General features: G+C 63.8%; 24 protein-coding genes. 13 read left to right on the top strand and 11 right to left on the bottom strand.

Annotated elements, in window-relative coordinates; translation table 11 throughout:
* The first annotated feature begins 2 nt into the window (after nucleotides 1–2).
* The 4 genes from DBV08_RS17005 to DBV08_RS17020 all read left to right on the top strand — a co-directional run bounded on the left by DBV08_RS17005 (nucleotide 3) and on the right by DBV08_RS17020 (nucleotide 5,299).
* Nucleotides 3–851, top strand: a complete 849-nt coding sequence (locus DBV08_RS17005; protein ID WP_095970363.1) for a cytochrome c biogenesis CcdA family protein — start codon at nucleotides 3–5, stop codon at nucleotides 849–851.
* On the top strand, nucleotides 848–2,512 hold the full coding sequence (locus DBV08_RS17010) for a cytochrome c biogenesis protein ResB (protein WP_095970362.1): 1,665 nt from the start codon (nucleotides 848–850) through the stop codon (nucleotides 2,510–2,512). Before DBV08_RS17005 ends, DBV08_RS17010 begins: the two co-directional genes overlap by 4 nt.
* Entirely contained in the window at nucleotides 2,509–3,471 is a 963-nt protein-coding gene (gene ccsB, locus DBV08_RS17015) for a c-type cytochrome biogenesis protein CcsB (protein ID WP_124568205.1), read from the top strand. Before DBV08_RS17010 ends, ccsB begins: the two co-directional genes overlap by 4 nt.
* Before the next feature lie 460 nt (nucleotides 3,472–3,931).
* Nucleotides 3,932–5,299 (top strand): MinD/ParA family protein, encoded by a 1,368-nt coding sequence (locus DBV08_RS17020; protein WP_185564681.1) that lies wholly within the window; start codon nucleotides 3,932–3,934, stop codon nucleotides 5,297–5,299.
* A 24-nt stretch (nucleotides 5,300–5,323) separates the two neighbouring features.
* Here DBV08_RS17020 and DBV08_RS17025 read toward each other — a convergent pair whose 3' ends face one another.
* Entirely contained in the window at nucleotides 5,324–5,530 is a 207-nt protein-coding gene (locus DBV08_RS17025) for a hypothetical protein (RefSeq protein ID WP_019744349.1), read from the bottom strand.
* Between the two features lie 164 nt (nucleotides 5,531–5,694).
* Nucleotides 5,695–5,907: a BldC family transcriptional regulator gene (locus tag DBV08_RS17030; RefSeq protein ID WP_003942029.1), complete on the bottom strand. Its 213-nt coding sequence runs from the start codon at nucleotides 5,905–5,907 to the stop codon at nucleotides 5,695–5,697.
* Nucleotides 5,908–6,179: 272 nt separating this feature from the next.
* On the opposite strand from DBV08_RS17030, the gene DBV08_RS17035 reads away from it, so the two are divergent.
* Complete coding sequence (locus DBV08_RS17035) at nucleotides 6,180–6,566, top strand: DUF4229 domain-containing protein (protein ID WP_095970361.1); 387 nt, start codon at nucleotides 6,180–6,182, stop codon at nucleotides 6,564–6,566.
* A complete protein-coding gene (locus tag DBV08_RS17040) occupies nucleotides 6,563–7,666 on the top strand; it encodes a PLP-dependent cysteine synthase family protein (protein ID WP_124568207.1) in 1,104 nt (367 codons plus the stop codon). The genes DBV08_RS17035 and DBV08_RS17040 overlap by 4 nt, the downstream gene beginning before the upstream one ends.
* Here the strand turns inward: DBV08_RS17040 and DBV08_RS17045 are convergent.
* Entirely contained in the window at nucleotides 7,564–8,202 is a 639-nt protein-coding gene (locus DBV08_RS17045) for a GNAT family N-acetyltransferase (RefSeq protein WP_124568208.1), read from the bottom strand. The two genes, DBV08_RS17040 and DBV08_RS17045, sit on opposite strands and share 103 nt — an antisense overlap.
* A 122-nt stretch (nucleotides 8,203–8,324) precedes the next feature.
* On the opposite strand from DBV08_RS17045, the gene DBV08_RS17050 reads away from it, so the two are divergent.
* Genes DBV08_RS17050 through DBV08_RS17065 form a run of 4 tightly spaced genes read left to right on the top strand, consistent with a single transcriptional unit; the run spans nucleotide 8,325 to nucleotide 10,386 of the window.
* Nucleotides 8,325–9,062, top strand: coding sequence for a 1-acyl-sn-glycerol-3-phosphate acyltransferase (locus tag DBV08_RS17050; RefSeq protein WP_124568209.1), 738 nt, complete (start codon nucleotides 8,325–8,327; stop codon nucleotides 9,060–9,062).
* A gap of 55 nt (nucleotides 9,063–9,117) precedes the next feature.
* Complete coding sequence (locus DBV08_RS17055) at nucleotides 9,118–9,369, top strand: HTH domain-containing protein (RefSeq protein WP_095970357.1); 252 nt, start codon at nucleotides 9,118–9,120, stop codon at nucleotides 9,367–9,369.
* Nucleotides 9,370–9,374: 5 nt separating this feature from the next.
* The gene (locus DBV08_RS17060; RefSeq protein WP_124568210.1) at nucleotides 9,375–9,956 is read left to right on the top strand and encodes a Clp protease N-terminal domain-containing protein; all 582 of its coding nucleotides are present in this window, start codon (nucleotides 9,375–9,377) and stop codon (nucleotides 9,954–9,956) included.
* A gap of 49 nt (nucleotides 9,957–10,005) precedes the next feature.
* Nucleotides 10,006–10,386, top strand: a complete 381-nt coding sequence (locus tag DBV08_RS17065; protein WP_003941998.1) for a phage holin family protein — start codon at nucleotides 10,006–10,008, stop codon at nucleotides 10,384–10,386.
* Nucleotides 10,387–10,398: 12 nt separating this feature from the next.
* Here DBV08_RS17065 and DBV08_RS17070 read toward each other — a convergent pair whose 3' ends face one another.
* Nucleotides 10,399–11,268 (bottom strand): 1,4-dihydroxy-2-naphthoate polyprenyltransferase, encoded by an 870-nt coding sequence (locus DBV08_RS17070; protein WP_124568211.1) that lies wholly within the window; start codon nucleotides 11,266–11,268, stop codon nucleotides 10,399–10,401.
* Between the two features lie 49 nt (nucleotides 11,269–11,317).
* Here DBV08_RS17070 and DBV08_RS17075 point away from each other — a divergent pair, with 49 nt between their 5' ends.
* Nucleotides 11,318–14,566 carry a BTAD domain-containing putative transcriptional regulator gene (locus tag DBV08_RS17075; RefSeq protein WP_124568212.1) on the top strand — a complete coding sequence of 1,083 codons (3,249 nt, stop codon included), beginning with the start codon at nucleotides 11,318–11,320 and terminating at the stop codon, nucleotides 14,564–14,566.
* Between the two features lie 21 nt (nucleotides 14,567–14,587).
* Here the strand turns inward: DBV08_RS17075 and DBV08_RS17080 are convergent, their stop codons facing one another.
* Nucleotides 14,588–15,415 (bottom strand): ABC transporter permease, encoded by an 828-nt coding sequence (locus DBV08_RS17080; protein WP_095970354.1) that lies wholly within the window; start codon nucleotides 15,413–15,415, stop codon nucleotides 14,588–14,590.
* Nucleotides 15,412–16,419, bottom strand: coding sequence for an ATP-binding cassette domain-containing protein (locus tag DBV08_RS17085; protein WP_095970353.1), 1,008 nt, complete (start codon nucleotides 16,417–16,419; stop codon nucleotides 15,412–15,414). Before DBV08_RS17085 ends, DBV08_RS17080 begins: the two co-directional genes overlap by 4 nt.
* Nucleotides 16,420–16,573: 154 nt before the next feature.
* On the opposite strand from DBV08_RS17085, the gene DBV08_RS17090 reads away from it, so the two are divergent.
* The gene (locus DBV08_RS17090; RefSeq protein ID WP_124568213.1) at nucleotides 16,574–17,467 is read left to right on the top strand and encodes a type IV toxin-antitoxin system AbiEi family antitoxin domain-containing protein; all 894 of its coding nucleotides are present in this window, start codon (nucleotides 16,574–16,576) and stop codon (nucleotides 17,465–17,467) included.
* Between the two features lie 54 nt (nucleotides 17,468–17,521).
* On the opposite strand, the gene menE is transcribed toward DBV08_RS17090, so the two are convergent.
* Genes menE through DBV08_RS17115 form a run of 5 tightly spaced genes read right to left on the bottom strand, consistent with a single transcriptional unit; the run spans nucleotide 17,522 to nucleotide 20,833 of the window.
* A complete protein-coding gene (gene menE / locus DBV08_RS17095) occupies nucleotides 17,522–18,661 on the bottom strand; it encodes an o-succinylbenzoate--CoA ligase (RefSeq protein WP_124568214.1) in 1,140 nt (379 codons plus the stop codon).
* Nucleotides 18,658–18,960, bottom strand: a complete 303-nt coding sequence (locus DBV08_RS17100; RefSeq protein WP_095970351.1) for a DUF3349 domain-containing protein — start codon at nucleotides 18,958–18,960, stop codon at nucleotides 18,658–18,660. The genes menE and DBV08_RS17100 overlap by 4 nt, the downstream gene beginning before the upstream one ends.
* Nucleotides 18,961–18,964: 4 nt before the next feature.
* On the bottom strand, nucleotides 18,965–19,300 hold the full coding sequence (locus DBV08_RS17105) for a DUF3349 domain-containing protein (RefSeq protein ID WP_095970350.1): 336 nt from the start codon (nucleotides 19,298–19,300) through the stop codon (nucleotides 18,965–18,967).
* Between the two features lie 54 nt (nucleotides 19,301–19,354).
* The gene (locus DBV08_RS17110; RefSeq protein WP_003942079.1) at nucleotides 19,355–19,618 is read right to left on the bottom strand and encodes a hypothetical protein; all 264 of its coding nucleotides are present in this window, start codon (nucleotides 19,616–19,618) and stop codon (nucleotides 19,355–19,357) included.
* 15 nt (nucleotides 19,619–19,633) lie between these two features.
* Nucleotides 19,634–20,833: an inorganic phosphate transporter gene (locus tag DBV08_RS17115; RefSeq protein ID WP_095970349.1), complete on the bottom strand. Its 1,200-nt coding sequence runs from the start codon at nucleotides 20,831–20,833 to the stop codon at nucleotides 19,634–19,636.
* Between the two features lie 285 nt (nucleotides 20,834–21,118).
* Between DBV08_RS17115 and DBV08_RS17120 the strand changes: the two genes are divergently transcribed.
* On the top strand, nucleotides 21,119–22,543 hold the full coding sequence (locus tag DBV08_RS17120) for an ABC transporter substrate-binding protein (RefSeq protein ID WP_124568215.1): 1,425 nt from the start codon (nucleotides 21,119–21,121) through the stop codon (nucleotides 22,541–22,543).
* Nucleotides 22,544–22,601 lie beyond the last annotated feature (58 nt).

A 22,601-nucleotide genomic window follows, 5' to 3' on the forward strand; every position in this document is an offset into this window, starting at 1 on the left:
ACATGACAACCACGACCACCACGCTGCTGGCCGGCAGCGAAACACTGAGTGCCGGTGTGGGCGAGGCATTTCAGAACGCGGCGTCTTCGGGTCCGCTTCTGCTGGCCCTCGGCGCCTGCGTGCTCGCCGGTCTGGTGTCGTTCGCTTCGCCGTGCGTCGTTCCGCTCGTTCCCGGCTACCTGTCCTACCTCGCCGGCGTCGTCGGTGCCGACGCTCCCGCGATCACAGCCGAAGAGGCGAAGACGCGAACGATCACCCGCAGCAGTCGCCTGAGGGTGGCCGGTGCGGCCGGACTGTTCGTCGCCGGCTTCACAGTCGTCTTCGTTCTCGCGACTGCGTCGGTGTTCGGTGTCATCTCGACTCTGCTCGTCAACCGCGAGGTTCTGATGCGTGTCGGCGGCGTGATCACGATCGCGATGGGCCTCGTGTTCATCGGACTGATCCCCGCCCTCCAGAAAGACGTTCGTTTCGAACCCCGTCGTGTCTCGTCACTGGTGGGCGCCCCGTTGCTCGGGGGAGTGTTCGCGCTGGGCTGGACGCCGTGCCTCGGACCCACGCTGGCAGGCGTGATGTCCGTAGCCGCGGGAACCGACGGGATGACCGCCGCGCGCGGTGTCACGTTGATCGTCGCGTACTGCATCGGACTCGGCCTGCCGTTCATCATCTTGGCGCTGGGATCGGCGCGTGCGCTGACCGGCGTCGGCTGGTTGCGTCGTAATGCACGCACCATTCAAATTTTCGGCGGAATCATGTTGGTGGCAGTGGGAATCGCCCTCGTCACAGGCGCGTGGGACCAGTTCGTCGGCTGGGTTCGCGACGCATTTATCTCGGAGGTGACGCTGCCGATATGACAGCTGACGACAATAACGACAACCCGAAACCCGCGCTCCCGAAGCAGTCGGTGATCGGTCGAGTCGTTGCACTCGGGCGCAACACCTGGCGCGGACTCACCTCGATGCGGACCGCGTTGGTTCTGCTGTTCCTCCTCGCGCTGGCTGCTATCCCCGGCGCCCTGCTGCCACAGCGAACCCTCAACGAGGGCAAGGTCGCCGACTACATCGCCGCGCGTCCGACGCTCGGCCCGTGGATGGACCGCCTCGAACTGTTCGACGTGTTCAGCAGCTTCTGGTTCACCGCGATCTACGCATTGCTCTTCATCTCGCTGGTCGGCTGCATCCTGCCGCGTTGCGTGGAGCACGCGAAGGCGCTGCGTACCCGTCCGGTGAATGCGCCGCGCAATCTTGCTCGTCTGCCGCACCACACCAAGAGCGTCGTCGACGGCGAGACTCCCGACGAACTTGCTGCCCGGGTGTCGAAAGAACTGCGTGGGTGGCGCGTCGAAACGCGTCGCGGCGATACGAAATCGCGCCGTGAAGGCGAGATCACCATCTCGGCGGAAAAGGGATACCTCCGCGAATTCGGCAACCTCGTGTTCCACCTGTCGTTGGTCGGATTGTTGATCGCGATCGCCGCGGGCAAGTTGTTCGGCTACGAGGGCAACCGCATCGTCATCGCCAACGACGGACCTGGCTTCTGCACCACCTCGCCGGCCGTGTTCGACTCCTTCGTCGCCGGTTTGAGCCTCGACGGCACCGGCATGACCCCGCTGTGTGTCCGTGTGAAGAATTTCCAGGCCGACTACCTCGAGACCGGTCAGGCCGAGATGTTCACCTCGGACATCTCGTATCAGGCAGGCGACGACCTCGAGTCCGATACCTGGCGGGACACGACCATCCAGGTGAACCACCCGCTGCGGATCGCCGGCGATCGTGTGTACCTGCAGGGACACGGATACGCGCCGACATTCACCGTCACCTTCCCGAACGGCGAGACCCGCACCGAGACGCTCCAGTGGCGTCCCGACGACGCCACGACGTTCCTGAGCAGTGGCGCGATGCGTTTCGACCCGCCGGGCGGCATGTATCCCGATGCGGACGAGCGTCGGAAGAATCAGATTGCCATCGAAGGATTGTTCGCGCCCACCGCCCTGTTCCACGGCAACCTTCTGTCGTCGAGCTACCCGGCGATGAACGACCCGGCAGTCGCCATCGACATCTACAAGGGCGATACCGGACTCGACACCGGCAATCCGCAATCGCTGTTCGAACTCAACACCGAACTGATCAATCAGGGTCGACTGGTCAAGCAGGATCGAGTCAATCTCTTCCCAGGGGAGAGCGCGACGCTTGCCGACGGCACCCAGGTGCGATTCGATGGTGCCGTCGACTTCGTGAACCTTCAGGTGTCCCACGATCCCGCTCAGGTGTGGGTGTTGGTTTCGGCGTTGACGATGATGGCGGGTCTGCTCGTCTCGCTCGTGATCAAGCGTCGCCGGGTCTGGGCACGTATCTATCCCGATGACGAACGACGTACTGTAGTAGAACTTGGTGGGCTTGCCCGCACCGACCACGCAGGCTGGGGCGACGAGTTCGACCGCCTCGCCGACCGCTTGCTGAAAAGCAATCCGACCACCGCGGTGAACCAACCGCACGCGCAGGAGAACGCCCGATGACAACCAACGAGACACTCGCGCAGTACAGCGACTGGGCCTTCAAGTCCGCCTTCACCGTGCTCGTTCTGGCGTTCGTGCTGCTTATCGTGCAGTACGCGTCGGCCAGAGCCAAGGCGGTTCAGGACAAGGAACTGGTCTCGGCCGGCGGAGTCGACGCTTCCGTGCCGGGCAGGGTCGCGGAGAATCCGACCAAGTCGCTCTCGGAGCGGTTCGGCGGAATGGGCCGAGCTGTCCTGGTTGTCGGAACGGTTCTGATCATCGCGTCGATCGTGCTCCGCGGATTTGCGACGGAACGGTTCCCACTCGGCAACATGTACGAGTTCGTGGCGATGGCGTGTGCGGCGTCGTTGCTGGTCGGGCACGTCCTGCTGATCAAGCCGGCGTACCGTCCGATGTGGGTCTTCCTGCTGGTTCCCGTCCTGATTCTGATGTTCCTCGCCGGCACGGTTCTCTACGCCGACGCGGCTCCCGTGGTTCCGGCGCTGCGCTCGTACTGGCTGCCGATTCACGTGACGATCGTCAGCGTCGGCTCCGGCATTTTCATGATCGGCGGTATCGCTTCCCTCTTGTTCCTGCTGCGACTGAAGTTCCCGCCCGGTGACGAAGGCTCGAGCATCGGTGGCCGGATCGCGGAGCGACTGCCGGACGCCCAGACCCTCGACCGCTTGGCCTACAAGAGCACGATCATTGCCTTTCCGCTGTTCGGCGCCGGTGTGATCCTCGGTGCCATCTGGGCGGAAGCTGCGTGGGGACGCTTCTGGGGTTGGGATCCCAAGGAGACGATGTCCTTCATCGCCTGGGTGATTTACGCCGCTTACCTCCATGCGCGAGCAACGTCCGGTTGGCGAGAGACGAAGGCGGCCTGGATCAACATCGCCGGATTCGTCGCGATGTTGTTCAACCTCTTCATCATCAACATGGTCGTGTCCGGCCTGCACTCCTACGCGGGACTCAACTGATCCTCTCGAGGTACCGTGGGTGGCTGCCGACCGGTCTGTAGGTATTACCGGTAGGTAGGTCAGGGGCGGCAACAGTTACGATGCAGCTCGGTGAGTTATTAGCTGCTTGGTAGCTGTGGGATCGACGAGGGGGAACGGCGAGATGGCCGACAAGATCGAGGACGCCGGAGCAGGATTGTGGGAGCCGGTGCGCCCTGCCGAGCCGACGCGGAGCGAGTTGCGCACATCCGCACCCGAGACGTCATCCGACTCGGTTCCCAGCGATGTTCGTAGTCTCTTCGTGGCCCCGGTCGACTCCGGTCCGCTTCAGCAGGTCGCCGGCCCGGGGCCCGATGCACCCGCCGCTCAGCCACCGCTGACGACGCCGGCAACTCCTGCGCCAGGCCCAAAGACCCCGGTCATCCAATATCCGGAAGCGCAACCAGGCCCCGTCAACGGCCAGTTCTCGACCTCGCCCGCGATGCCGATGCAGACCTACGAACCCACGAATCGTGCAGGGTCGGTTCCGGATTCACGAACTGGCGCTCCACAGTCCTTCCAGCACCCACAGCCCGTCCAGAGCGCGCCGCCCCTCCCGAACCAGCCCGGTCCGACCGCGCGACCGTCCGCGGGACCACCCCAGCAACCACAGGCACTTTCTTCGCCTGGCGCGCAGCCACCCAACCCCAAGATTCGGCAGTTCGGCCACCCCGGCGCTGCGCCGGTGCAGAACGGCCACACCCTGCAATACGGTCAACCGCTGCAGAACGGGCAGGCGCTGCCGAACGGACAGGGGCTGCCGAACGGACAGGGGCTGCCAGTTGCTCCGGCGGCGCCGGTTCACCCTCAGATGCAGCAGACCGGATTCAACTCCGCTCCCGGCAATCTCCCTGAGCAGGCGCTCCCCATGACGGCGCAAGACCTTTCGGCCGCGCTGCTCGTCAAGCCTGTCCGACCCGCCCCGGCCGGTGGTTGGCGCAAGGCGTTGTACACGATGTCCGGCCGATCGGTGAACCTTGGAAACGGTGCAAAGGATCAGCATGTCGTCGAGTTGACGCGCCAGATCAACCAGCCCCTGCAGGGCTGCTACAAGGTTGCGGTGCTCAGTCTCAAAGGTGGCGTCGGTAAGACCACGACCACCGCGACGCTGGGATCGATGTTCGCGTCGATTCGCGGTGATCGCGTCGTCGCAGTCGATGCAAACCCCGACAGAGGAACCTTGAGCCAGAAGATCCCGCTCGAGACTCCGGCAACGGTGCGGAACCTGCTGCGCGACGAGAACAGCATCGAGAAGTACAGCGACGTCCGTGGCTACACATCGCAAAATCGCCACCGGCTCGAAGTGCTTGCATCCGACAGTGATCCAGCAGTTTCAGAGGCCTTCAGCGGCGGGGACTACACGCGTACTGTCGACATGCTCGAAAAGTTCTACAGCATCGTTCTGACGGACTGCGGTACCGGATTGATGCACTCGGCGATGCAGGCCATTCTCGAAGGTGCGGACTCGTTGATCGTCGTCAGTTCCGGATCCGTCGACGGTGCACGTAGCGCCTCCGCGACACTGGACTGGCTCGATGCTCACGGTTACAGCAGGCTGGTCGCCACGTCCGTAGCCGTCATCAATGCGGTACGCCCTCGCTCGGGCAAGGTTGATCTACCACGGGTCGTCGAGCATTTCGAGCAGCGCTGTCGAGCGGTGAGACTGATTCCGTTCGATCCGCATCTGGAAGAAGGTGCCGAAATCGATCTGGACCGGCTGCGTCCAGGCACCCGCCAAGCGGTGTTGGAATTGGCCGCCGTGGTTGCACAGGACTTTCCGACCTCCCCGTTCGGCTTTCCGGGGAGGTAAGCGGTAGCCGGGTGAGCCCGGACGCTACGTCGACGTGTCAGTCGGCGGTACGTCCGGACCTTCCGTGCGCTTGCGTCGTGTTTGCTGGTTCACATTCCACAGGAATTCGGGATCGTCGTCCGGCCCGCGCACGCCGCTCACCGGGGTACGCGTCGACGGATCGGGCCCGAATGCCTTCCACATCAGAACGATCAATGTCACCAAACCCACCAACGCCAACAGATACAACACGGCGCACCTCCTCAGGGAACTGAGGTCGAGCCTACTCAGTCTCCGGCCCGCTTCACCAGAAGCGGTGTGGAGAAGGGTTTCGGCTCAGTGCGTCAGTGCTGTATCTGTCGGGTACTGCAAGATCTGTCGGGTGCTACAAGTACTTCGAAGTGAGCTGAAGTTGCTCAGTTGTTGTCCGCTTCGGTGGTCAGTGAGCGCAGAAGCTGCATGACCTCGGTCTCACGGAATCGACGATGTCCCCCTGGCGTGCGAAGCGAGCCCAGTCGTCCTGCGTGTGCCCAGCGGGTCACGGTCTTGGGATCGACATGAAACAATGCCGCTACCTGTCCTGGCGTCATGAGTGCGTCTGCGGCGGTATTGAAGGTTGGTGCGCTCATTGTGAGGTCCTCCATGTTGATGTCGAACGTTGACGAGCAGTGACTCTGAACAGTGATACCGAACCGGTGTGTCGAGCAGTTGCCAAAAACCTGCGTCGAGTTTGTTTCGAAGTCCTTCGCTCACATTCGACCGTTTTCTGAGTGGTAGCGCAATGTTTGCACAGATATAGCCGGGTAGTCGATCTTTCAAGACAAAGTAATGTTTAAGTAAAGGACAAAATGGATATAGCGGGCTTGATCCCACCCGCATTCGGAATGGGTAACCTGAGAGGGTGAGCCAGTTGTCTGAAAACCCCGAAAATGTTCCTTCTGAGCCGGTCAAAGCCAGTAAACCCTCCGCAAACTCTGCACAGGCAAAGTCGACTGCCGGGCCGGTGACCAAGGGTCAACTGGCCCGCGACGTGGTGCTGTACTCGGTCGCTCGACTGCTCTTGGTCGTCGTGATCGGTGCCGTCATCATCGGCGGTGGAAAGCTCGCCGGCACCGACGTTCCCCTGATCGTCGCGGCACTGTTCGCAGTTCTGATCGCGCTGCCACTGTCGCTGCTGCTCTTCGCGAAACTCCGCAAGCGTGTCAATGCGGGCATCGCGGCCGTCGACGCCCAGCGCCGGTCCGATCGTGACGATCTTCGCTCCAAGCTGCGCGGGGACGGGCGGTGACCACGGGGTCGCTCGACGTCGACCGTCGGACGTCACGCCAGTGGGTCGACAACGCGGTGCGGTTGATCGAAGCCGACGCGCAACGCAGCGCGGACACTCACCTGCTGCGGTATCCGCTACCGAGTAACTGGACCGTCCAGCTCTATCTGAAGGACGAGTCGACCCACATCACGGGGAGTCTCAAGCATCGACTCGCGCGGTCGCTTTTCCTGTACGCGATCTGCAACGGCTGGGTTACCGAAGAGACCACCGTCATCGAGGCGTCGTCCGGTTCGACGGCTGTCAGCGAGGCGTATTTCGCGAAGTTGCTCGGACTGGATTTTGTCGCCGTGATGCCCGCGAGTACGAGTCCCGCCAAGATCGCATTGATCGAGGCGCAGGGTGGACGTTGTCATTTCGTGAGCGATCCGTCCTCGATCTACTCGGAATCGCATCGGCTCGCGAGTGAGTCGAACGGCCACTACATGGACCAGTTCACCCATGCCGAGCGCGCAACGGACTGGCGCGGAAACAACAACATCGCCGAATCCATCTTCACTCAGCTCGAGCACGAGGAAAACCCGATTCCCGACTGGGTCGTCGTCGGAGCCGGGACCGGCGGAACCGGCGCCACGATCGGCCGCTTCCTTCGCTACCGGAAATTCGACACCGGACTGTGCGTCGTGGACCCGGAGCACTCCGTGTTCTTCGACGCGTGGCGGGCCGGCGATCCGTCGATCGTCGGTACTCGGGGTTCCCGGATCGAGGGCATCGGCCGTCCGCGCGTCGAACCGTCGTTTGTCGGTCAGGTGGTCGACCGAATGATCAAGGTCCCTGATGCAGGCTCGATCGCGGCCGCACGGCACGCCAGCGCCGCCCTGGGGCGCAAAGTCGGCGGCTCGACGGGTACGAACCTGTGGGGCGCCTTTGCGTTGATCGCGGAGATGATGGCGGCCGGACGCAGCGGCAGCGTCGTCACGCTGCTGTGCGACGGCGGAGAGCGTTATTCGGGCACGTACTACAACGACGAATGGGTGACGTCGGAAGGGATCGACCTGCTCGGTCCGACGGCCGTGCTGGACGAGTTCGTACGGTCGGGTGTGTGGACGGCTAATTCCTGAGCCGCGTACTTCTGCGCTGGTGACACGTGACCACGGGCGGGGCGGCTCATCGTCACGCGTGGCCAGGCATCCAGCCCGGACGATTGCTCGTCGGTTCTGATGCGGATCAGTCCGGGGGAGAGCCTGTTCTCGGCCAGGCGCACGAACCCGAGTCGCTCGTAGTACGGCGCGTTCCACGGGACGTCGACGAACGTCGTCAGAGTCACGAGATCGTGGTGATGGTCCGCCGCCCATTCGGTGACGGCGTCGATCAGCTGGGCGCCGAGGCCTTGGCGGGCATGATCGGGGTGAACGGAAACCTGCTCGATGTGTGCGCCGCCGTCCACGATTTCGACGAGTGCGTACGCCACAGGTACGTCGTTAGCGTCGGTCTGAACCCAGATGTGCTCGGCCGCGAGAAAATCGTTCAACTCGTCGAGCGTGGGCGGTGGATCGTCTGCGATGGCGTCCATCCCGATGTCTCGGAACGGTTCGCCCGCGGCGATCTCGATCTGTTGCAGTGCGGGTAGGTCGGTGGATATGGCCGAGCGGATCACAGAAACCGTTTTACCTCGAGAGCGGAGTTTCGCCCAGCGCTACGCCGTGTGAAACACAAACCTACGCAACCGTAGGTTGTGTATCGTTTGTCCAAGGGGCACTTCTCCAGCGAGGGCGGATCATGGGCAATCCTGAAGTTTCACTCGACAATTACGAAGCGGTGTACGAGTACTACCGCAGCCATCAGCAGAACCGGTTTGTGGCGAAGCTCGCCTACGCCGCCTTGGCGCTGAAGTACCGCCCGCGAGTGCGATACGCGCCGGGGGCGGAGGCTGCGCTGAAGACTCTGCTCGAGCGCAAGACGCAATTGGTCGTGGCGGTCAATCATCTGACGGAGAGCGACCAGTTCACGCTCGCCGCGACCGCGTGGCGCACTCCGTTGCGCCGAGTGATCGGACGGACCAGGGTCCTCGCCAAAGACGAACTCTTCGTTGATCCCTCACAGCGCAAGAAGATCGACATGATGGGCAGTATCCCGGTTTTTCGCAGCAAGAACTACGGCCTTCGCGCTGTTTCGGATGCCGGCCGAGTGATGATGGACGTCGCGGCGGAGCGTCTGGGCAATGGCGATTGTCTGGCGATTTTTCCCGAGGGGACGTGCAATACCGAAGATCCGACGCAGTTGCAGCACGTCAACAGCGGAATCGGCCACATCGTGGCCCGGGCCGAGAAGTTGGGGTGCTCGCCGGCTCTGGTGTCGATCGGCATCAACTACGGCCCGGTTTCCGGAGACGTCAAGGCGGCGAGTGTCTTTGTCGGAATGCCGGTGACCGAACTGCCGGACAAGCCGATGGATATCGCCCGAATTGTGCAGGCTGATTTGCAGGTGGCAGTGAACGGGGCAGTCGCAGGGTACTGAGGCATGTTGTCAATTTTGGTTGACAGATTCCGTGTGTCAACCTAAATTGACAAACATGACCGAAGCAACCTCTCTAGCCGCTGCCGCCGGCAGCCCGGATCCCACCGAGGGATTGCGTGCCGTTCGAGCGCTGCGACGTCTGCTCGACAAACTCGAGGCCATTCAGGTCGCCAATGCGCGCCGGCACGGATGGTCCTGGCAGGCGATCGCGGAAGCTCTCGAGGTCAGCCGTCAAGCCGTCCACAAGAAATATGCGTCCGCGCAGTCGGAATCGATGCTGCGTTCACTGCGCGAGAAGGGCAGGTAAGTGCCATGTTCGAAAGGTTCTCCGCGCAGGCGAGGGGAGTAGTCGTCGATGCTGTCGCCGGATCCGGTCCTGTCACGCCGACGGAACTTCTGACCGCCCTGCTCACCGCTGATCGGGGCATCGCCACCGAGGTGCTCACCGAGTCGGGTGTCACCCTCGACGCGATCCGCCGCGCCGGCGCCGGCGCGAAAGGCGGTGACTCGACGGGCGGTGACTCGCACAACCTCGACGACGACGCCGAGATACTCAAGTCGATCGGCATCGATCTCGATGCGGTGCGGGAAAGTCTGGAGCAGTCGTTCGGTGAAGGTGTGCTTGACGAGACTCCTGTGCCGGACGGTGTCGGTACGTCGCGGAAAAGCCGATTCGGGTTTCCTCGATCGCGATTCGAGAAGGACTCCAAGAAGGTGTTGGAAATCTCGCTCCGTGAAGCGCTCGCGCACAAGGACAATCGAATCGGTGCCGAACACATCCTGCTCGGCATCCTGCGTGTCGCCGACGGGCCCACCCGTCAGGCCCTCGAAACGCAGGTCACGATGTCGGTGATCCGTGAGCGATTGGAAGCGAAGATGAATCGCGCCGCCTAGATTCGGCACGGCTCCGCATGCACGGGGCGGGATGTGCCAGCATTCAGACATGACATTTCTGGCACGTCTCATCATCAACGGCATAGCCATCTGGCTGGCGTCGGCGTGGGTCACCGGCATCACGATCGCCAACCACGACAACGGCACCTGGGGCACGGTTCTCGTGATCGCGGTGATCGCCTTGATCTTCACGGTGGTCAACGCCTTCATCAAGCCGGTAGTGCAACTTCTCTCGCTACCGCTGCTCATCCTGACTCTCGGACTGTTCACCCTCGTGATCAACGCCCTGATGCTGATGCTGACGGCGTGGATCTCGTCCGGAACGTCCTACGGCTTGACGGTCGACGGCTTCTGGACGGCAGTCTGGGGCGCGCTGATCATCTCGATCGTGAACTTTCTGCTCAGCGCGTTCGTCCCCGACAACCGTTGAGTACGGCGAAGTTCAGGCGAGACTGAGCGCAACTGCGGTCGCGGCGCCCCAGACGAGCATGGCGAGTCCGGTGTCGCGCAACGCGGGGATCAGAGCCATTCCCTGGCCCCCTGAACGCAGCGGGGCGTTGGCTCGGATTGCGAGTGGCAACGCGAGTAATCCGAGCAATGCCCACGGAGTACGCAGGATCAGCAGCAGGGTCGCGACGAACGGGACGGCCAGCAGGATCACGTGCAGCGTGCGGGTCTTCGCGTCGCCGAGTCGGACTGCGAGAGTGATCTTTCCGGACTCGGTGTCGGTCGGGATGTCCCGAAGATTGTTGGCGACAAGCACTGCGCTCGAGAACGAACCGATGGCGATCGCTCCGGCCAGTCCGGCCAGGTCCACCCGCTCGGCCTGCACGAACTGAGTTCCCAGCACTGCGATCAACCCGAAGAAGATGAACACGGCGATCTCGCCGAACCCGCTGTATCCGTACGGCTTCTTGCCGCCGGTGTAGAACCATGCACCGATGATGCAGAACACTCCGACCGCGACCAGCCACCAGGCCGTGGTCGCCGCCAGAACGAAACCGGCTACCGCGGCAACGGCGAAGCAGCTGATCGCGGCGGCCTTCACCGCTCCGGGACTGACCAACTTCGATCCGACCAAGCGCAGTGGCCCGACGCGGTCGTCGTCCGTTCCGCGGATTCCGTCGGAGTAGTCGTTCGCGAAATTCACCCCGACGATCAAGGCCAAGGAGACGATCAGTGCCAGGAGCGCCTTCCACCACACTGCGAGGTCCAGTGACGCCGCGGCTCCGGTGCCGACCAGCACGGGCGCAATCGCGTTCGGGAGTGTGCGCGGCCTCGCGCCTTCGATCCATTGAGCAGCTGTTGCCATACGACGATCTTTGCACTGTGCAATACGATCGAACGCGGTGGATCAGCACATGACTCGAGACGTGAGTGAGCGCGCCAGGTACGCGCAGTCGGGCGCAGACCTGGCAGACATTGCCTTGCTCGGACCCGTTTCGACCAAAGTGGGCGATCGTCTGGTGCCCCTCCCTGGGCCGCGAGCTCGAACTCTCCTGGTGGCGCTGGCTCGCAATCCCGGTGAGCCACGTACCGCGCAGAGCCTGATCGACGACGTCTGGGGGCTGGAGCCACCGCGCTCACCGATGAACGCGCTCCACACTCAGGTCTCGCGCCTGCGATCTGCACTCCCGGACGGGGCCCTCGAGGTGACGGCGGCCGGATACCGGCTCACTCTCGCTCGGGAGCGTGTCGACCTGGCCAGGGCAGCGGACGCGGCCCGTCGGTTGCGCTCGGGCGGCGCCGACGCGTCCGAGGCGCTTGCCGTCACGACCGACGCGCTGCGCCTGTGGCGCGGTACCCCCGGAAGCGACGTCGTCGGCGACGTCGCAGATCGCCTCGCGCTCGACGCGGGCCGCGTGTACGACGAACTGGAGTCGGCGCAGATCGACGCATTCCTCACGTTGGGGGAGTACGCGGCAGCCATTCCACTGGTGCGAGGACGGCACCTGGCGAGTCCATTCGACGACACGGCAGCCGAAGCACTGATGCGCGCGCTCGCCGGAGCCGGCCGCGTCAACGAGGCACTGGAGGTGTTCGCAGAGTTTCGAAACCACCTCGCCAACCGTCTGGGCGCTGATCCGTCACCTGCGCTGGTGACTCTGAACGCAGAACTTCTGGGCGCGCCGGCAGCTACACCACGGGCTGCGCGTGCGATCGGTCTACGCGCTGCCCCCAACACCTTGCTCGGTCGCGATGGCGACATCGACCAGATCGAATCCTTACTCGCCCGCTCTCGCGTCGTCACGATTCTCGGACCCGGCGGTGCCGGAAAAACCCGTCTCGCACACGAATTGGGCCTGCGCGCATCCGTGAACCGGCCTGGCGTCTCGGTGGTACTCGTGGAGCTGGCGTCGTTGCGCAGCAGCGAAGACGTCATCGCGGCCATCGGCGGCACCCTCGGAATCAGCGAATCCGATCTGGCGCCAGGAAAATTGACCGTCGGCCGGACGCATTCGGCGCGAGAGCGACTCAAAGAGGCGCTGTCGGCCGGTCCGATGTTGCTCATCCTCGACAACTGCGAGCACGTGATCGGCGCGTGTTCGGAGATCGTGGCCGAGATGATCGCGGCCGGTCCTCAGTTGACGGTACTGACCACCAGTCGTTCGCCGCTCATGATCAGTGCCGAGGCGGTGTACCCGTTGCCGCCGTTGGCGATCGACGACGGATCCGGGTCGGCAGTCGAACTCTTCTCGGCGAGAGCCCGCGCGGTGCGGCCGTCCGTTCATCTGGACGTCGACGCGGTCGTCAAGCTGTGTACGACGCTCGACGGACTCCCGCTGGCGATCGAGCTCGCTGCCGCTCGGGTCCGCACGATGAGCGTCGACGAAATCGGTTCGCGACTGCGAGATCGGTTCGCGTTGTTGCGCTCCGACGATCCGACGTCTCCGGACCGGCATCGGACGCTGCACGCGGTGATCGACTGGAGTTGGAATCTTCTGGGCAGCGGGGATCAGATCGCGCTGCGTCGGCTGTGCCGATTCCCGGCAGGCTTCACGCTTTCTTCGGCGCAGGCAGTTGCAGGGTGGGGCGAGCTGACCGATGTGGCGGGCGCCGTCGAAGCTCTGGTCAATCAGTCGCTTCTTTCCGTCAGCGACGGACAGGGCGATCTTCGGTACTACATGCTCGAGACGGTCCGTGAATACGGCGAGGAGCAACTCGCCGCGTCCGGGGAGGGGCCGGAAGTGATTCGGCGCCTCGACGACTGGGCGATCGCGATCGCCGAGGACGCCGTCGTGCGATCACGAACGGACCAGCTTCGCCTGATTGCCGACTTGGACGCCGAGCACGACAACCTTCTCGCTGTTCTTCGCTGGGCCGTGGAGCGCGGCGACGCGGTTACGGTGGCCAACGTCTTTCCCGTCCTCGCGATTCTGTGGGCCGTACGAGGATCGAACTCGGAAATCTCGAATTGGGCGTCGAAGATCGTGGGGGCGACCGCGGACAACGATCTGCGCGACGTGAATGCGGAACTGGTCGGCGCGACGTTCATCCTGGTGGCAATGCATCTCTTCTTCGGGGAGGCCGATCGAAACCATGCCCGTGCGCGGGTCCGCCTTCGAAAGCTGTTGCGTGAGCGCGATGATCTCGGTCCGTTGTTCGCATTTCTGATCAAGCTGACCACGAGTGGGATCGCCAACCACAAACTTGCGCGGTTGGTGGCCGAAGGCGTTCGCAGTTCCGATCCCGAGACCCGAATGGCGGCGCTGTCCGCGCGTTCGAACATGCGGGAGAACATCGGGGATCTGCGCGGTGCATTGCTGGACGGCGAGGCGTTGTTCGACTACGCCACCAGCATCGGTGACGAGTGGGGTCTGGCGATGGCGGCCCAACATGTCGGGTCGGTTCACAGCCAATCCGCCCGTTACGGCGAGGCCATCGAGTTCTACGCGATCGCGGCGGCGTCGATGGAACGTCTCGGTGCGCGTGACGAGGCGATGCAGCTCATCTGCTTTCAAGCCGGAGCAATGATCGCGGCCGGTGACACCGCTGGTGGTCGGGTACTTCTCGATCGGGCACGCCCGGCCTTGGCCCACTCGGGTGGGACCGGAGCCATCGAAACCGATCAACGGCGCGCGGCGCTCATGGCGAGTATCGCCGAGGCGGATCTCGCGGACGGCCGTATCGAGGACGGCCTGGCTCGGTATCGAGAAGCGCTGGAGCTGTTGGGTTCTGCGATCGAGAACATCTTCGGTGATCCCTTCGTCGTTCTGCTCGGTGCCGCGGCCGTGTGCGCTCATGCGGTTCACGGCCGGCACGAACTCGTGGCGGGTCGCGTTCTGCAGATGAAGGAGTCGAGTGCTCTCAAGCTCGATCCCAACGGTTACGCGGACCTGCCGCTCGCGGGTTCGTTGGCGTCGGCGATCGGGTCGTTCGATCTTGTGACGGGCAACATCGATCGCGGGGTCGAACTGATGGCACTGTCGTTGAAAATGCCGGGGAGACAAGACTTCGTCTCGCTCCACCATGCGCGCCTGTCCGACTTCGCTGTCGGTGTGGTCGGAGCCGACAGGTGGTCTGTGGAAACCGAGAAGGTGTCGGGCTACTCGCGCAGAGCGGTCCGCGAAGCAGTGTTGGCTGCGCTTCGCGGACCGGTGCTGGACTAGAGCTGGACGATGTTGCGGGACTTACGTCTTGCGCATGTACATCCGGACGGTCAGAGGTGCCATGACGGCAACGATCACCGCGGCGCCGACCAGTGACCAGACCACGTGGATGCCGAAATGGCCGTCGTTGGCCAGCTCGCGAACCGCGGTCACCAAGTGCGAGACCGGATTGACGTTGACGAACTTCTGAAGCCAACTCGGCATGGTGGCAGGATCGACGAACGCATTCGACAGGAATGTCAGCGGGAACAGCACGAGCATCGAAACGCCCTGCACCGTGGACGCTTTGTTCATCAGCACGCCCATGAGGGCGAAGATCCAGCTGATGGAGAACGCACACACCATGACCAGGATCGCAGCGGACAGGATGCCGACCACGCCGCCTGCCGGGCGGTATCCCATCGCGAAACCGACGATGAACGTGATCGTCGTGGCGATGCCGTAACGCACGACGTCGGCGAGCAATGCACCGGACAGCGGGGCGATGCGCGCGATAGGAAGGGACTTGAAGCGGTCGAACACACCCTTGTCCATGTCTTCACGAAGCTGGGTGCCCGTGACGATGGAACCGGTGATGACGGTCTGAACGAGAATGCCGGGGATGATCGTCGGCAGGTAGGCAGTCACGTCACCGGCGATCGCGCCGCCGAAGATGTAGGTGAACATCAACGTGAAGATGATCGGCTGGATGACGACGTCGAACAGTTGCTCGGGGTTGTGCTTGATCTTGAGAATTCCGCGGTACGCCATCGTGAACGTGTTCGCGAAGCTCTGCTGCAGGCTGATCCGGCGGGGCGCAGAGTCCGGTTGCGCAATCGGCGACCGGGGTTTGGTGAGGGTGGTTGTCATGCGACGCTCCGATCGGAGTCGTTGTCGGACTGGGCGTCGTTGCGTCCACCGTCTTCGGGTTGGTGCCCGGTGATGGTCAGGAACACTTCGTCCAGGCTGGGTTTCTGTACGTTGATCTCGTCGACGGCGATACCTTGCTCGCGCAGGCGGATCAACAGGTCCGCGGTGATCGACGGGTCGCTCAGCGGGGCGGTGATCCGACCGACCTCGGGCGTGACACCCACCTCGACGCTCAGCGCAGCGGCGATGAGCGAGCGAGCTTCCTCGGTTCGATCACGATCGACCAACTTGAGCTGTAGCGAAGAGATCCCGACCGACGCCTTGAGTTCGTCGGCGGTGCCGTTGGCGATCACGCGGCCGCGGTCGATCACCGCGATGCGATCGGCCAACTGATCGGCCTCGTCGAGGTACTGCGTGGTGAGCAACACCGTCGAACCCTCGGCGACGAGTCGCCGGATGGTCACCCACATCTGGGCGCGGGTGCGCGGATCGAGGCCGGTGGTGGGCTCGTCGAGGAACAGCAGCGGCGGGCGAGCGATCAGGCTGGCCGCCAGATCCAGGCGTCGACGCATACCGCCGGAGAAGTTCTTCAGCGGTTTGGTTGCGGCCTCGACCAGGTCGAACTCCTCGAGGAGTTCGAGGGACTTGCTGCGTGCGTCGCGGCGGCTCAGACCGAGCAGCCGCGAGAAGATCACGAGGTTTTCGGTTGCAGTGAGGTCCTCGTCGACGGAGGCGTACTGCCCGGTGACCCCGATCAGGGAGCGGACCGCGGTGGGTTCACGGCTGACGTCGTGGCCGAAGATGCGTGCCTCACCGCCGTCGGGGCGTAGGAGGGTCGCGAGCATGCGGACGGTGGTGGTCTTGCCGGCACCGTTCGGCCCGAGGACGCCGAACACCGAGCCGGTGGGGACGGTCAGGCTGACGCCGTCGACCGCGCGGTGCTCGCCGAACTTCTTGACGAGTCCGTCGGCCTCGATGGCAAGAGGCGAAGCTGTGTGGTTCATGGAGTGAAGCTTGGCAGATCGATCTTGCATGGACCTTGCGTGGAACTTGCGGTTACTTGCACAGCGCGCGAGGTCGGTGCTCCACAACCGGCAAACACTCCCCAGACGGATCTTGCTCGTCGGTCCGCGGGCGCGGTGGCATCAGGCTCGCTGCATGGAAATTCTCACGCGGGCACAGGCACACCGCGACGGCACCAGCGACGAACAGTTGCAACGAGCGGTCAAGCGAGGTGAGTTGCACCGAATTGCGGCGGGGATCTACATGCGGGCCGATCACTTCCGCGAACTCGATGCGAGAGCACGCCATCGCTGCGCTGTCATGGCAGCCGCCGAAACCTGTGGACCCGGCGCAATCGTGAGCCATGCTTCGGCAGCTGTCATGCACGGATTGGATTGCGGCGGATTGAGATTGGACACCGTACACATGACGCGTAGCCGACCCTCGGGTGGGCGGAAGAGCCAGACCTTGCATCTTCACCCGGCGGTGGTCCCGCCCGAGGAAGTCGTGCTGATCGACGGTGTCGCAACCACGTCGTTGGCGCGAACGTTCGTAGACCTCGCGCGGACGACGTCGTTCGAGAACGCCGTGGTGATCGGTGATTGCGCCCTGCGACGCGGGATGAGACGTGAGGACGTCGACGCCTCTCTCGATCATGCGCGCGGACGGCTGGGGATGAGCCGGGCTCGGGTCGTGGCCGAGTTCGTCGAATCGGGTGCCGAGAGTCCCGGGGAGTCCATCAGCCGCGTACGGATGCGCGACCACGGTTGGCTGAAGCCGACTTTGCAGCACGAGATCCGTCACGGTGGACGGTTTGTCGGAAGGGTCGACTTCTTCTGGAAAGAGCACGGTGTGGTGGGCGAGTTCGACGGGATGGTCAAGTACCGCGGCGACGATCCGGGTAGGGCGGTGGAGCGCGAGAAACTGCGCGAGGACGCGATTCGGGACGCGGGGTTCGAGGTGTTCCGGTGGGTATGGGCGGATCTGCGCGACTTCGAACGCGTCCGGGAAAGGTTCGAGCGGGCTTGTCTCCGCGGAGCCGCGCGCTGATTGTGCAGCCGCACCCCTGATCAGGCCTGCGGCTGAAGAAACGTGCTGCGGCTGCTAGCTGAACCGAGCAACCAGGGCGGCGCGATCGAGCTTGCCCGGGCCACGGAGGGGGAGCGCGTCCACCACGAACAACTCGCGCGGCGCTGCGGTCACGTCGAGTGTCCGCTGAGCATGTGTGCGCAGCTCCGCGAGCGTCGGAGCTTCGCCATCGGCTACGACGACGGCCACCACCCGCTGCCCGAGTCGCCGGTCTTCGATGCCGATCACCGCGCACTCGCGAACGGCGGGGTGATCGGCCAGCGCGGCCTCGACGACCTGCGGTACGACGGTCAGTCCGCCGGTGGAGATTGCCTCGTCCAACCGGCCGCTGATGCGCAGAACTCCGTCGACCACTGATCCGGCGTCGTCGGTCCGGAACCATCCGGGTTCGGCGAACGCGGGGTGGTCGGGAAGCCCACGATACCCGGACGCGAGCATCGGTCCACCCAGTAGAACCCGGCCGCCGTCGATGCGAATCCTTGCCCCGGACAACGGGATTCCGTCGTACACGCAGCCGCCGGAGGTCTCGCTCATCCCATAGGTGCGGACGACGGTGATGCCCGCTTCGGTGGCCTGCGCGAGCACCGGCGCAGGCGTCGCAGCGCCGCCGAGCAGAACGGCGTCGAGCGAAGCCAACGCCTCGACCGCAGCGCGATCACCGAGCGCCTTGACCAACTGCGTCGGCACCAACGAGGTGTAGCGACGCGGTCCGCTCATCGCGGCGACGGCGCCCGGAAGCGCTGCCGGGTCGAAACCCGCACTGACGTCGACGATCACCGGCTGTGTTCCGGCGAGCACACTGCGCAACAGAACCTGCATACCGGCGATGTGGTGCGGGGGCAGGACCAGCAACCAGGATCCGGTGCCGCCGAGGCGTTCGTGGGTCGCGTCGCCGCTGGCTCGCAGTGCGGCCGCAGTGAGCATTGCCCCTTTGGGAGTGCCGGTGGTTCCCGACGTGGCGACCACCAGCGAAATACCGTCGTCGATGGGCTGATCGGGGTGCAGAGCGTCGCTCAGGCGAGCTGTCTCGCGTGCGTCGGCCGCCGGGACGGGGAGCACGGCGTCGTGCTCGCCTCCCAGGATCTGCGCGATGCGCGGCAATACCTCGAAGACCGCCTCGCCCTGTGGAACCGCGAGCGTGCGAAGAACGTTCACCGGATGTCCGGCCCGGCAAGCGGCCAACCACCGTCAGCCAGATGACTTCGCACGCGGTCGACGTCGGTTTCGAGAGGCATCTCGTTGGTGATCTTCGTGATGAGGACCTGGATGTCGGTCTTCTCGATGGGCAGATCGCCGTCCTCGATCAACGCGTCGGCGACGGCGTCGACCTCGGATTCGGAGAGTCTGCGGGTGAGGAGCGCGAAGAGCGGGATGTAGTCCTGCTCGGGGACGCCGTTGGGATAGCCGGCCCGCAACCAGCCGACTATCGACGTGAGGAAGGGCGGAAGGGCCATGACGTCAGCTCACGTCTCGAACTTCGTTGTCGGCGTCCGCGTCTTCGATGACCGGCCATCCACCTGCGCGCAGTCTTTCGGTGACACGATCGACGTCGTCCTCGGACGGCTCCTCGTTGAGGATTCCCTCGATGATGGCGCGGATGGTGTCGTAGTCGACGTGCCGGTCCGGTACCTCGTGTGCGGACTCGATGGACATCGAAACGACCTGCTCGATCTCCTCGTCGGTCAGACGGCGACGGAGAACCGCGAGCAGCGCGAAATGATCCTTGTCCGGGATGCCCTCGGGGTACCCGGCACGCAGCCAGTCGAGCACGCTGCGCAATGAATACTTGCTCAAATCCTCGGCCTCATTTTCGTTTCGGTGGTTTCAGTGGTGTAGCGCGACGACCACTCAGAAGACGTGTATTCCGAACGTGCTGGCCAAGAAGTTCTTCATCAACAACAGTATTCCGGCGAAGATCGTGACGAGCACGACCGCAAAACAGAGGTACGCACCCATTTTACCCAGGGTGGACGGTCCTTCGGTGCCGTCGGCGTTCGGCAGGCTCAACGACTTGAGGCCGAAGGCGAAGATCGCCGGAAGTCCCGCTCCGAAGAGCAGTCCGACTGCCACTACCTGCCAGAGCGAATCGAGGGTATCGGTCAGTAGATGCATTCTCTTGCGCCCCTTTCAGGAGTTGCGGGTGGCTTCGGTGGACGGAGTGGGTTCGGCTGCCGGGATCTCGGCAACTGCCGCATCTGAATTCTCGTCCCATTCGGCAGTCACGTTCGCCGCGTCTACGGGTTCCTTACGCGAGCGTATGTACATGAAGATCGCGAAGGCGATGAGTGCAGCGAAGACGACGAGCACGCCGGCCAGTCCGCCGATCAGATGCGCGAGTGCCCAACAAATGGCGCCGACGACCGCGGCCGACGGCAACGTGATCAGCCAGGCAGCGGCCATCCGGCCCGCGACGCCCCAGCGGACCTCGGCGCCCTTGCGGCCGATGCCGGTACCGAGGATGGATCCGGTGGCGACGTGAGTGGTCGAGAGGGGGAGTCCGAGGTGGCTCGACGTGAGGATGATGGCGGCGGACGACGCTTCGGCAGCAAGTCCCTGCGGAGCGGCGATCTCGACGAGGCCCTTGCCCAGGGTGCGGATGATGCGCCAACCGCCGAGGTAGGTCCCGAGGGCGATCGCAACGGCACAGGTGAACTTCACCCAGAACGGCATCTCGGTCTCGGCGGTGATGGTGCCGTGAGCGACGAGGGCCAAAAAGATGACGCCCATCGTCTTCTGGGCGTCATTGGTGCCGTGTGCAAGTGAGATCAGTGAGGCGGTGCCGATCTGTCCGAAACGGAAACCGCGCTCGCGCTCGTCTTCCTTCACGGACGCGGTGATGCGGTACACGAGCTTGGTGCCGACGCCGGCGACCAGAGCCGCGACGACCGGCGCGAGGATTGCGGGGACGACGACCTTGGTCAGAACTCCACCCCACTCGACTCCGCCCATACCGATGGAGGCGATTGCGGCGCCGATCAATCCGCCGAACAGTGCGTGCGAGGAGCTCGACGGCAATCCGAGAAGCCACGTCGCCAGGTTCCAGATGATTCCGCCGACAAGACCGGCGAACACGATCAGCAGCAGATCCTGCCCGCTGACCGCGCCGAGGTTGACGACACCTTTGGCCACCGTCGCTGCCACCTCGACGGACAGGAACGCACCGACCAGGTTCAGGATCGCGGAAAGTGTGACCGCAACTTTGGGCTTGAGTGCACCGGTCGCGATGGAGGTGGCCATTGCGTTACCGGTGTCGTGAAAACCATTCGTGAAATCGAACGCGAGGGCGGTGACAACTACCACCAGGAGGATTACGAGCTCTGCGGTCACAACGTGAATTGTGCGTATCGAACGCGTAAAAGTACAGCGAACGGGATGCGAACAGGGGCTCCGTGGAGTACGTCCCCGTGCGTGGGCTGCGGCGCTGCCGTTCGCGATGTGTTCAGCGCCACGAAATCGGAACCCTGTGTGGGACCTCACTTTTTGGTCTCACTCACCGGGAAGGCACATTCGGACCGTTTTAAACGCTGATTACCTACGGGCACCGAGCGCACCGGAACAGGGGTTTCACCCCCTGTTTCTCGGTGTCTGTCAGTGAGAAGGAGAGCTCCGACCGTGAAGCCCAACAAGTCCACGAAGCTGATCGTGGCACTCGCCGCGACCGCCGTTCTGGCGTCAGCCTGCGCATCGAATCGTGGTGACGATCCCTACGCCGTCGCTGTCGGCGGATCCGGCGTCGGCGCCGACCTTGCGTCGAGCACCTCCGATGCGAAGTTCGGCACCCTCGATTCGCCGTGTGGCGAAGGCGACGCCACCGGCGCAACCGATCAAGGCGTCAGCGACACCGAGATCAAGATCGGGTTCGGTGACGACCGCGGGTACGTGAAGTCACCGGGGCTGAACAAGGAAATGAGCGATGCCGTCAACGCGCTCATCTCTTGGTGCAACGATCAGGGCGGCATCAACGGCCGCAAGGTCGTCGGTACCGACTACGACGCCGCGATGACGCAGGCCAACTCGGTCATGCAGGAAGCGTGCGCGAGTCAGTTCATGATGGTCGGGTACGGCTTCGCCATGGATCAGACCGCCGAGCAGACGCGTGTCGCCTGCAACCTGGTGTCCGTACCGGGCTTCACCGTCTCGCCGGACGCCGCGAACGGACCCATGACCTTCCAGGGAGTTCCGTTCCCCGTCGACTACGCGAACGGTTCGCAGTGGTTCCAGATGGCCGAGATGCACCCCGATCTGGTGAACGACTTCGACGTCGTCAACAGCACGATGCCCACGATCATCAGCTCCACCACGAAGATTCGTTCGATTGCCGAGGCCGCGGGCTTCAAGCTCAAGGATTGCGGCGTTACACTCAACTACGAGGGCGAATCGAGCTACGTGCCGTTTGCCGAGAAGTACAAGGAGTGCGGCGCGAAGGGTATCTGGACGTCACGATCGGCGAGCCCGTCGGAGCTGAACTTCGTGAAGGCCCTCGACCAGGTCGGGATCGACCCCGTCTTCTTCGGCGAAGCCACCTGGTACGGCGCGACCGTCTCGGATTGGAACAAGGACACCGGACTGCTCGACAACCTCAACGCGGGCATGACCTTCCAGATGCTCGAGAACGCGGACAAGGTGCCCGCAGTGAAGAAGTACGTGGATCTGGTCTCCGAGCAGGGCGGCAAGACGGCGCTCCTCGGGATGCAGGCGGCGTCGTCGTTCCTGTTGTGGGCCGCCGCCGCGGACGAGTGCGGCAGCGACCTGACGCGCCAGTGCATGGTCGACGAACTCTCGAACATTCACGAGTGGGACGGCGGCGGATTGCATGCCGTCACCGATCCCGGCAAGAACATGCCGGCCACCTGCGGCCTCATGACCTCGCTGAAGGGCAATACCTACGCGCAGGCGTTCCCGTCCACCGCGGGCGAATTCAAGTGCGACCCCAAGTACCTCGTAGCGACCGACAAGAGCACCTGGGGAACCGAACTCGGCGCTGACCGCGTGTCGACGAAGTACCAGAACGCCAACGTCATCAAGCCGCAGTCCTGATTCTTCCGACTCGGGCGGCGCGCGCCAACCGCCGCCCGAGTCCCTAACGAGGGTTCAG

The organism is Rhodococcus sp. KBW08, from assembly GCF_003852455.1.
Taxonomy (GTDB): Bacteria; Actinomycetota; Actinomycetes; order Mycobacteriales; family Mycobacteriaceae; genus Rhodococcus_F; species Rhodococcus_F baikonurensis.

Bases quoted from the DNA above. Each gene is read 5' to 3' on its own strand.
- DBV08_RS17030 (WP_003942029.1), bottom strand. From the start codon at position 5,907: ATGAGCGCACCAACCTTCAATACCGCCGCAGACGCACTCATGACGCCA.
- DBV08_RS17060 (WP_124568210.1), top strand. From the start codon at position 9,375: ATGTTCGAAAGGTTCTCCGCGCAGGCGAGGGGAGTAGTCGTCGATGCT.
- DBV08_RS17050 (WP_124568209.1), top strand. From the start codon at position 8,325: ATGGGCAATCCTGAAGTTTCACTCGACAATTACGAAGCGGTGTACGAG.
- DBV08_RS17005 (WP_095970363.1), top strand. From the start codon at position 3: ATGACAACCACGACCACCACGCTGCTGGCCGGCAGCGAAACACTGAGT.
- DBV08_RS17055 (WP_095970357.1), top strand. From the start codon at position 9,118: ATGACCGAAGCAACCTCTCTAGCCGCTGCCGCCGGCAGCCCGGATCCC.
- DBV08_RS17065 (WP_003941998.1), top strand. From the start codon at position 10,006: ATGACATTTCTGGCACGTCTCATCATCAACGGCATAGCCATCTGGCTG.
- DBV08_RS17020 (WP_185564681.1), top strand. From the start codon at position 3,932: ATGCCGATGCAGACCTACGAACCCACGAATCGTGCAGGGTCGGTTCCG.
- DBV08_RS17085 (WP_095970353.1), bottom strand. From the start codon at position 16,419: ATGAACCACACAGCTTCGCCTCTTGCCATCGAGGCCGACGGACTCGTC.
- DBV08_RS17110 (WP_003942079.1), bottom strand. From the start codon at position 19,618: ATGCATCTACTGACCGATACCCTCGATTCGCTCTGGCAGGTAGTGGCA.
- DBV08_RS17100 (WP_095970351.1), bottom strand. From the start codon at position 18,960: ATGGCCCTTCCGCCCTTCCTCACGTCGATAGTCGGCTGGTTGCGGGCC.
- ccsB (WP_124568205.1), top strand. From the start codon at position 2,509: ATGACAACCAACGAGACACTCGCGCAGTACAGCGACTGGGCCTTCAAG.
- DBV08_RS17010 (WP_095970362.1), top strand. From the start codon at position 848: ATGACAGCTGACGACAATAACGACAACCCGAAACCCGCGCTCCCGAAG.
- DBV08_RS17090 (WP_124568213.1), top strand. From the start codon at position 16,574: ATGGAAATTCTCACGCGGGCACAGGCACACCGCGACGGCACCAGCGAC.
- DBV08_RS17080 (WP_095970354.1), bottom strand. From the start codon at position 15,415: ATGACAACCACCCTCACCAAACCCCGGTCGCCGATTGCGCAACCGGAC.
- DBV08_RS17075 (WP_124568212.1), top strand. From the start codon at position 11,318: ATGACTCGAGACGTGAGTGAGCGCGCCAGGTACGCGCAGTCGGGCGCA.
- DBV08_RS17070 (WP_124568211.1), bottom strand. From the start codon at position 11,268: ATGGCAACAGCTGCTCAATGGATCGAAGGCGCGAGGCCGCGCACACTC.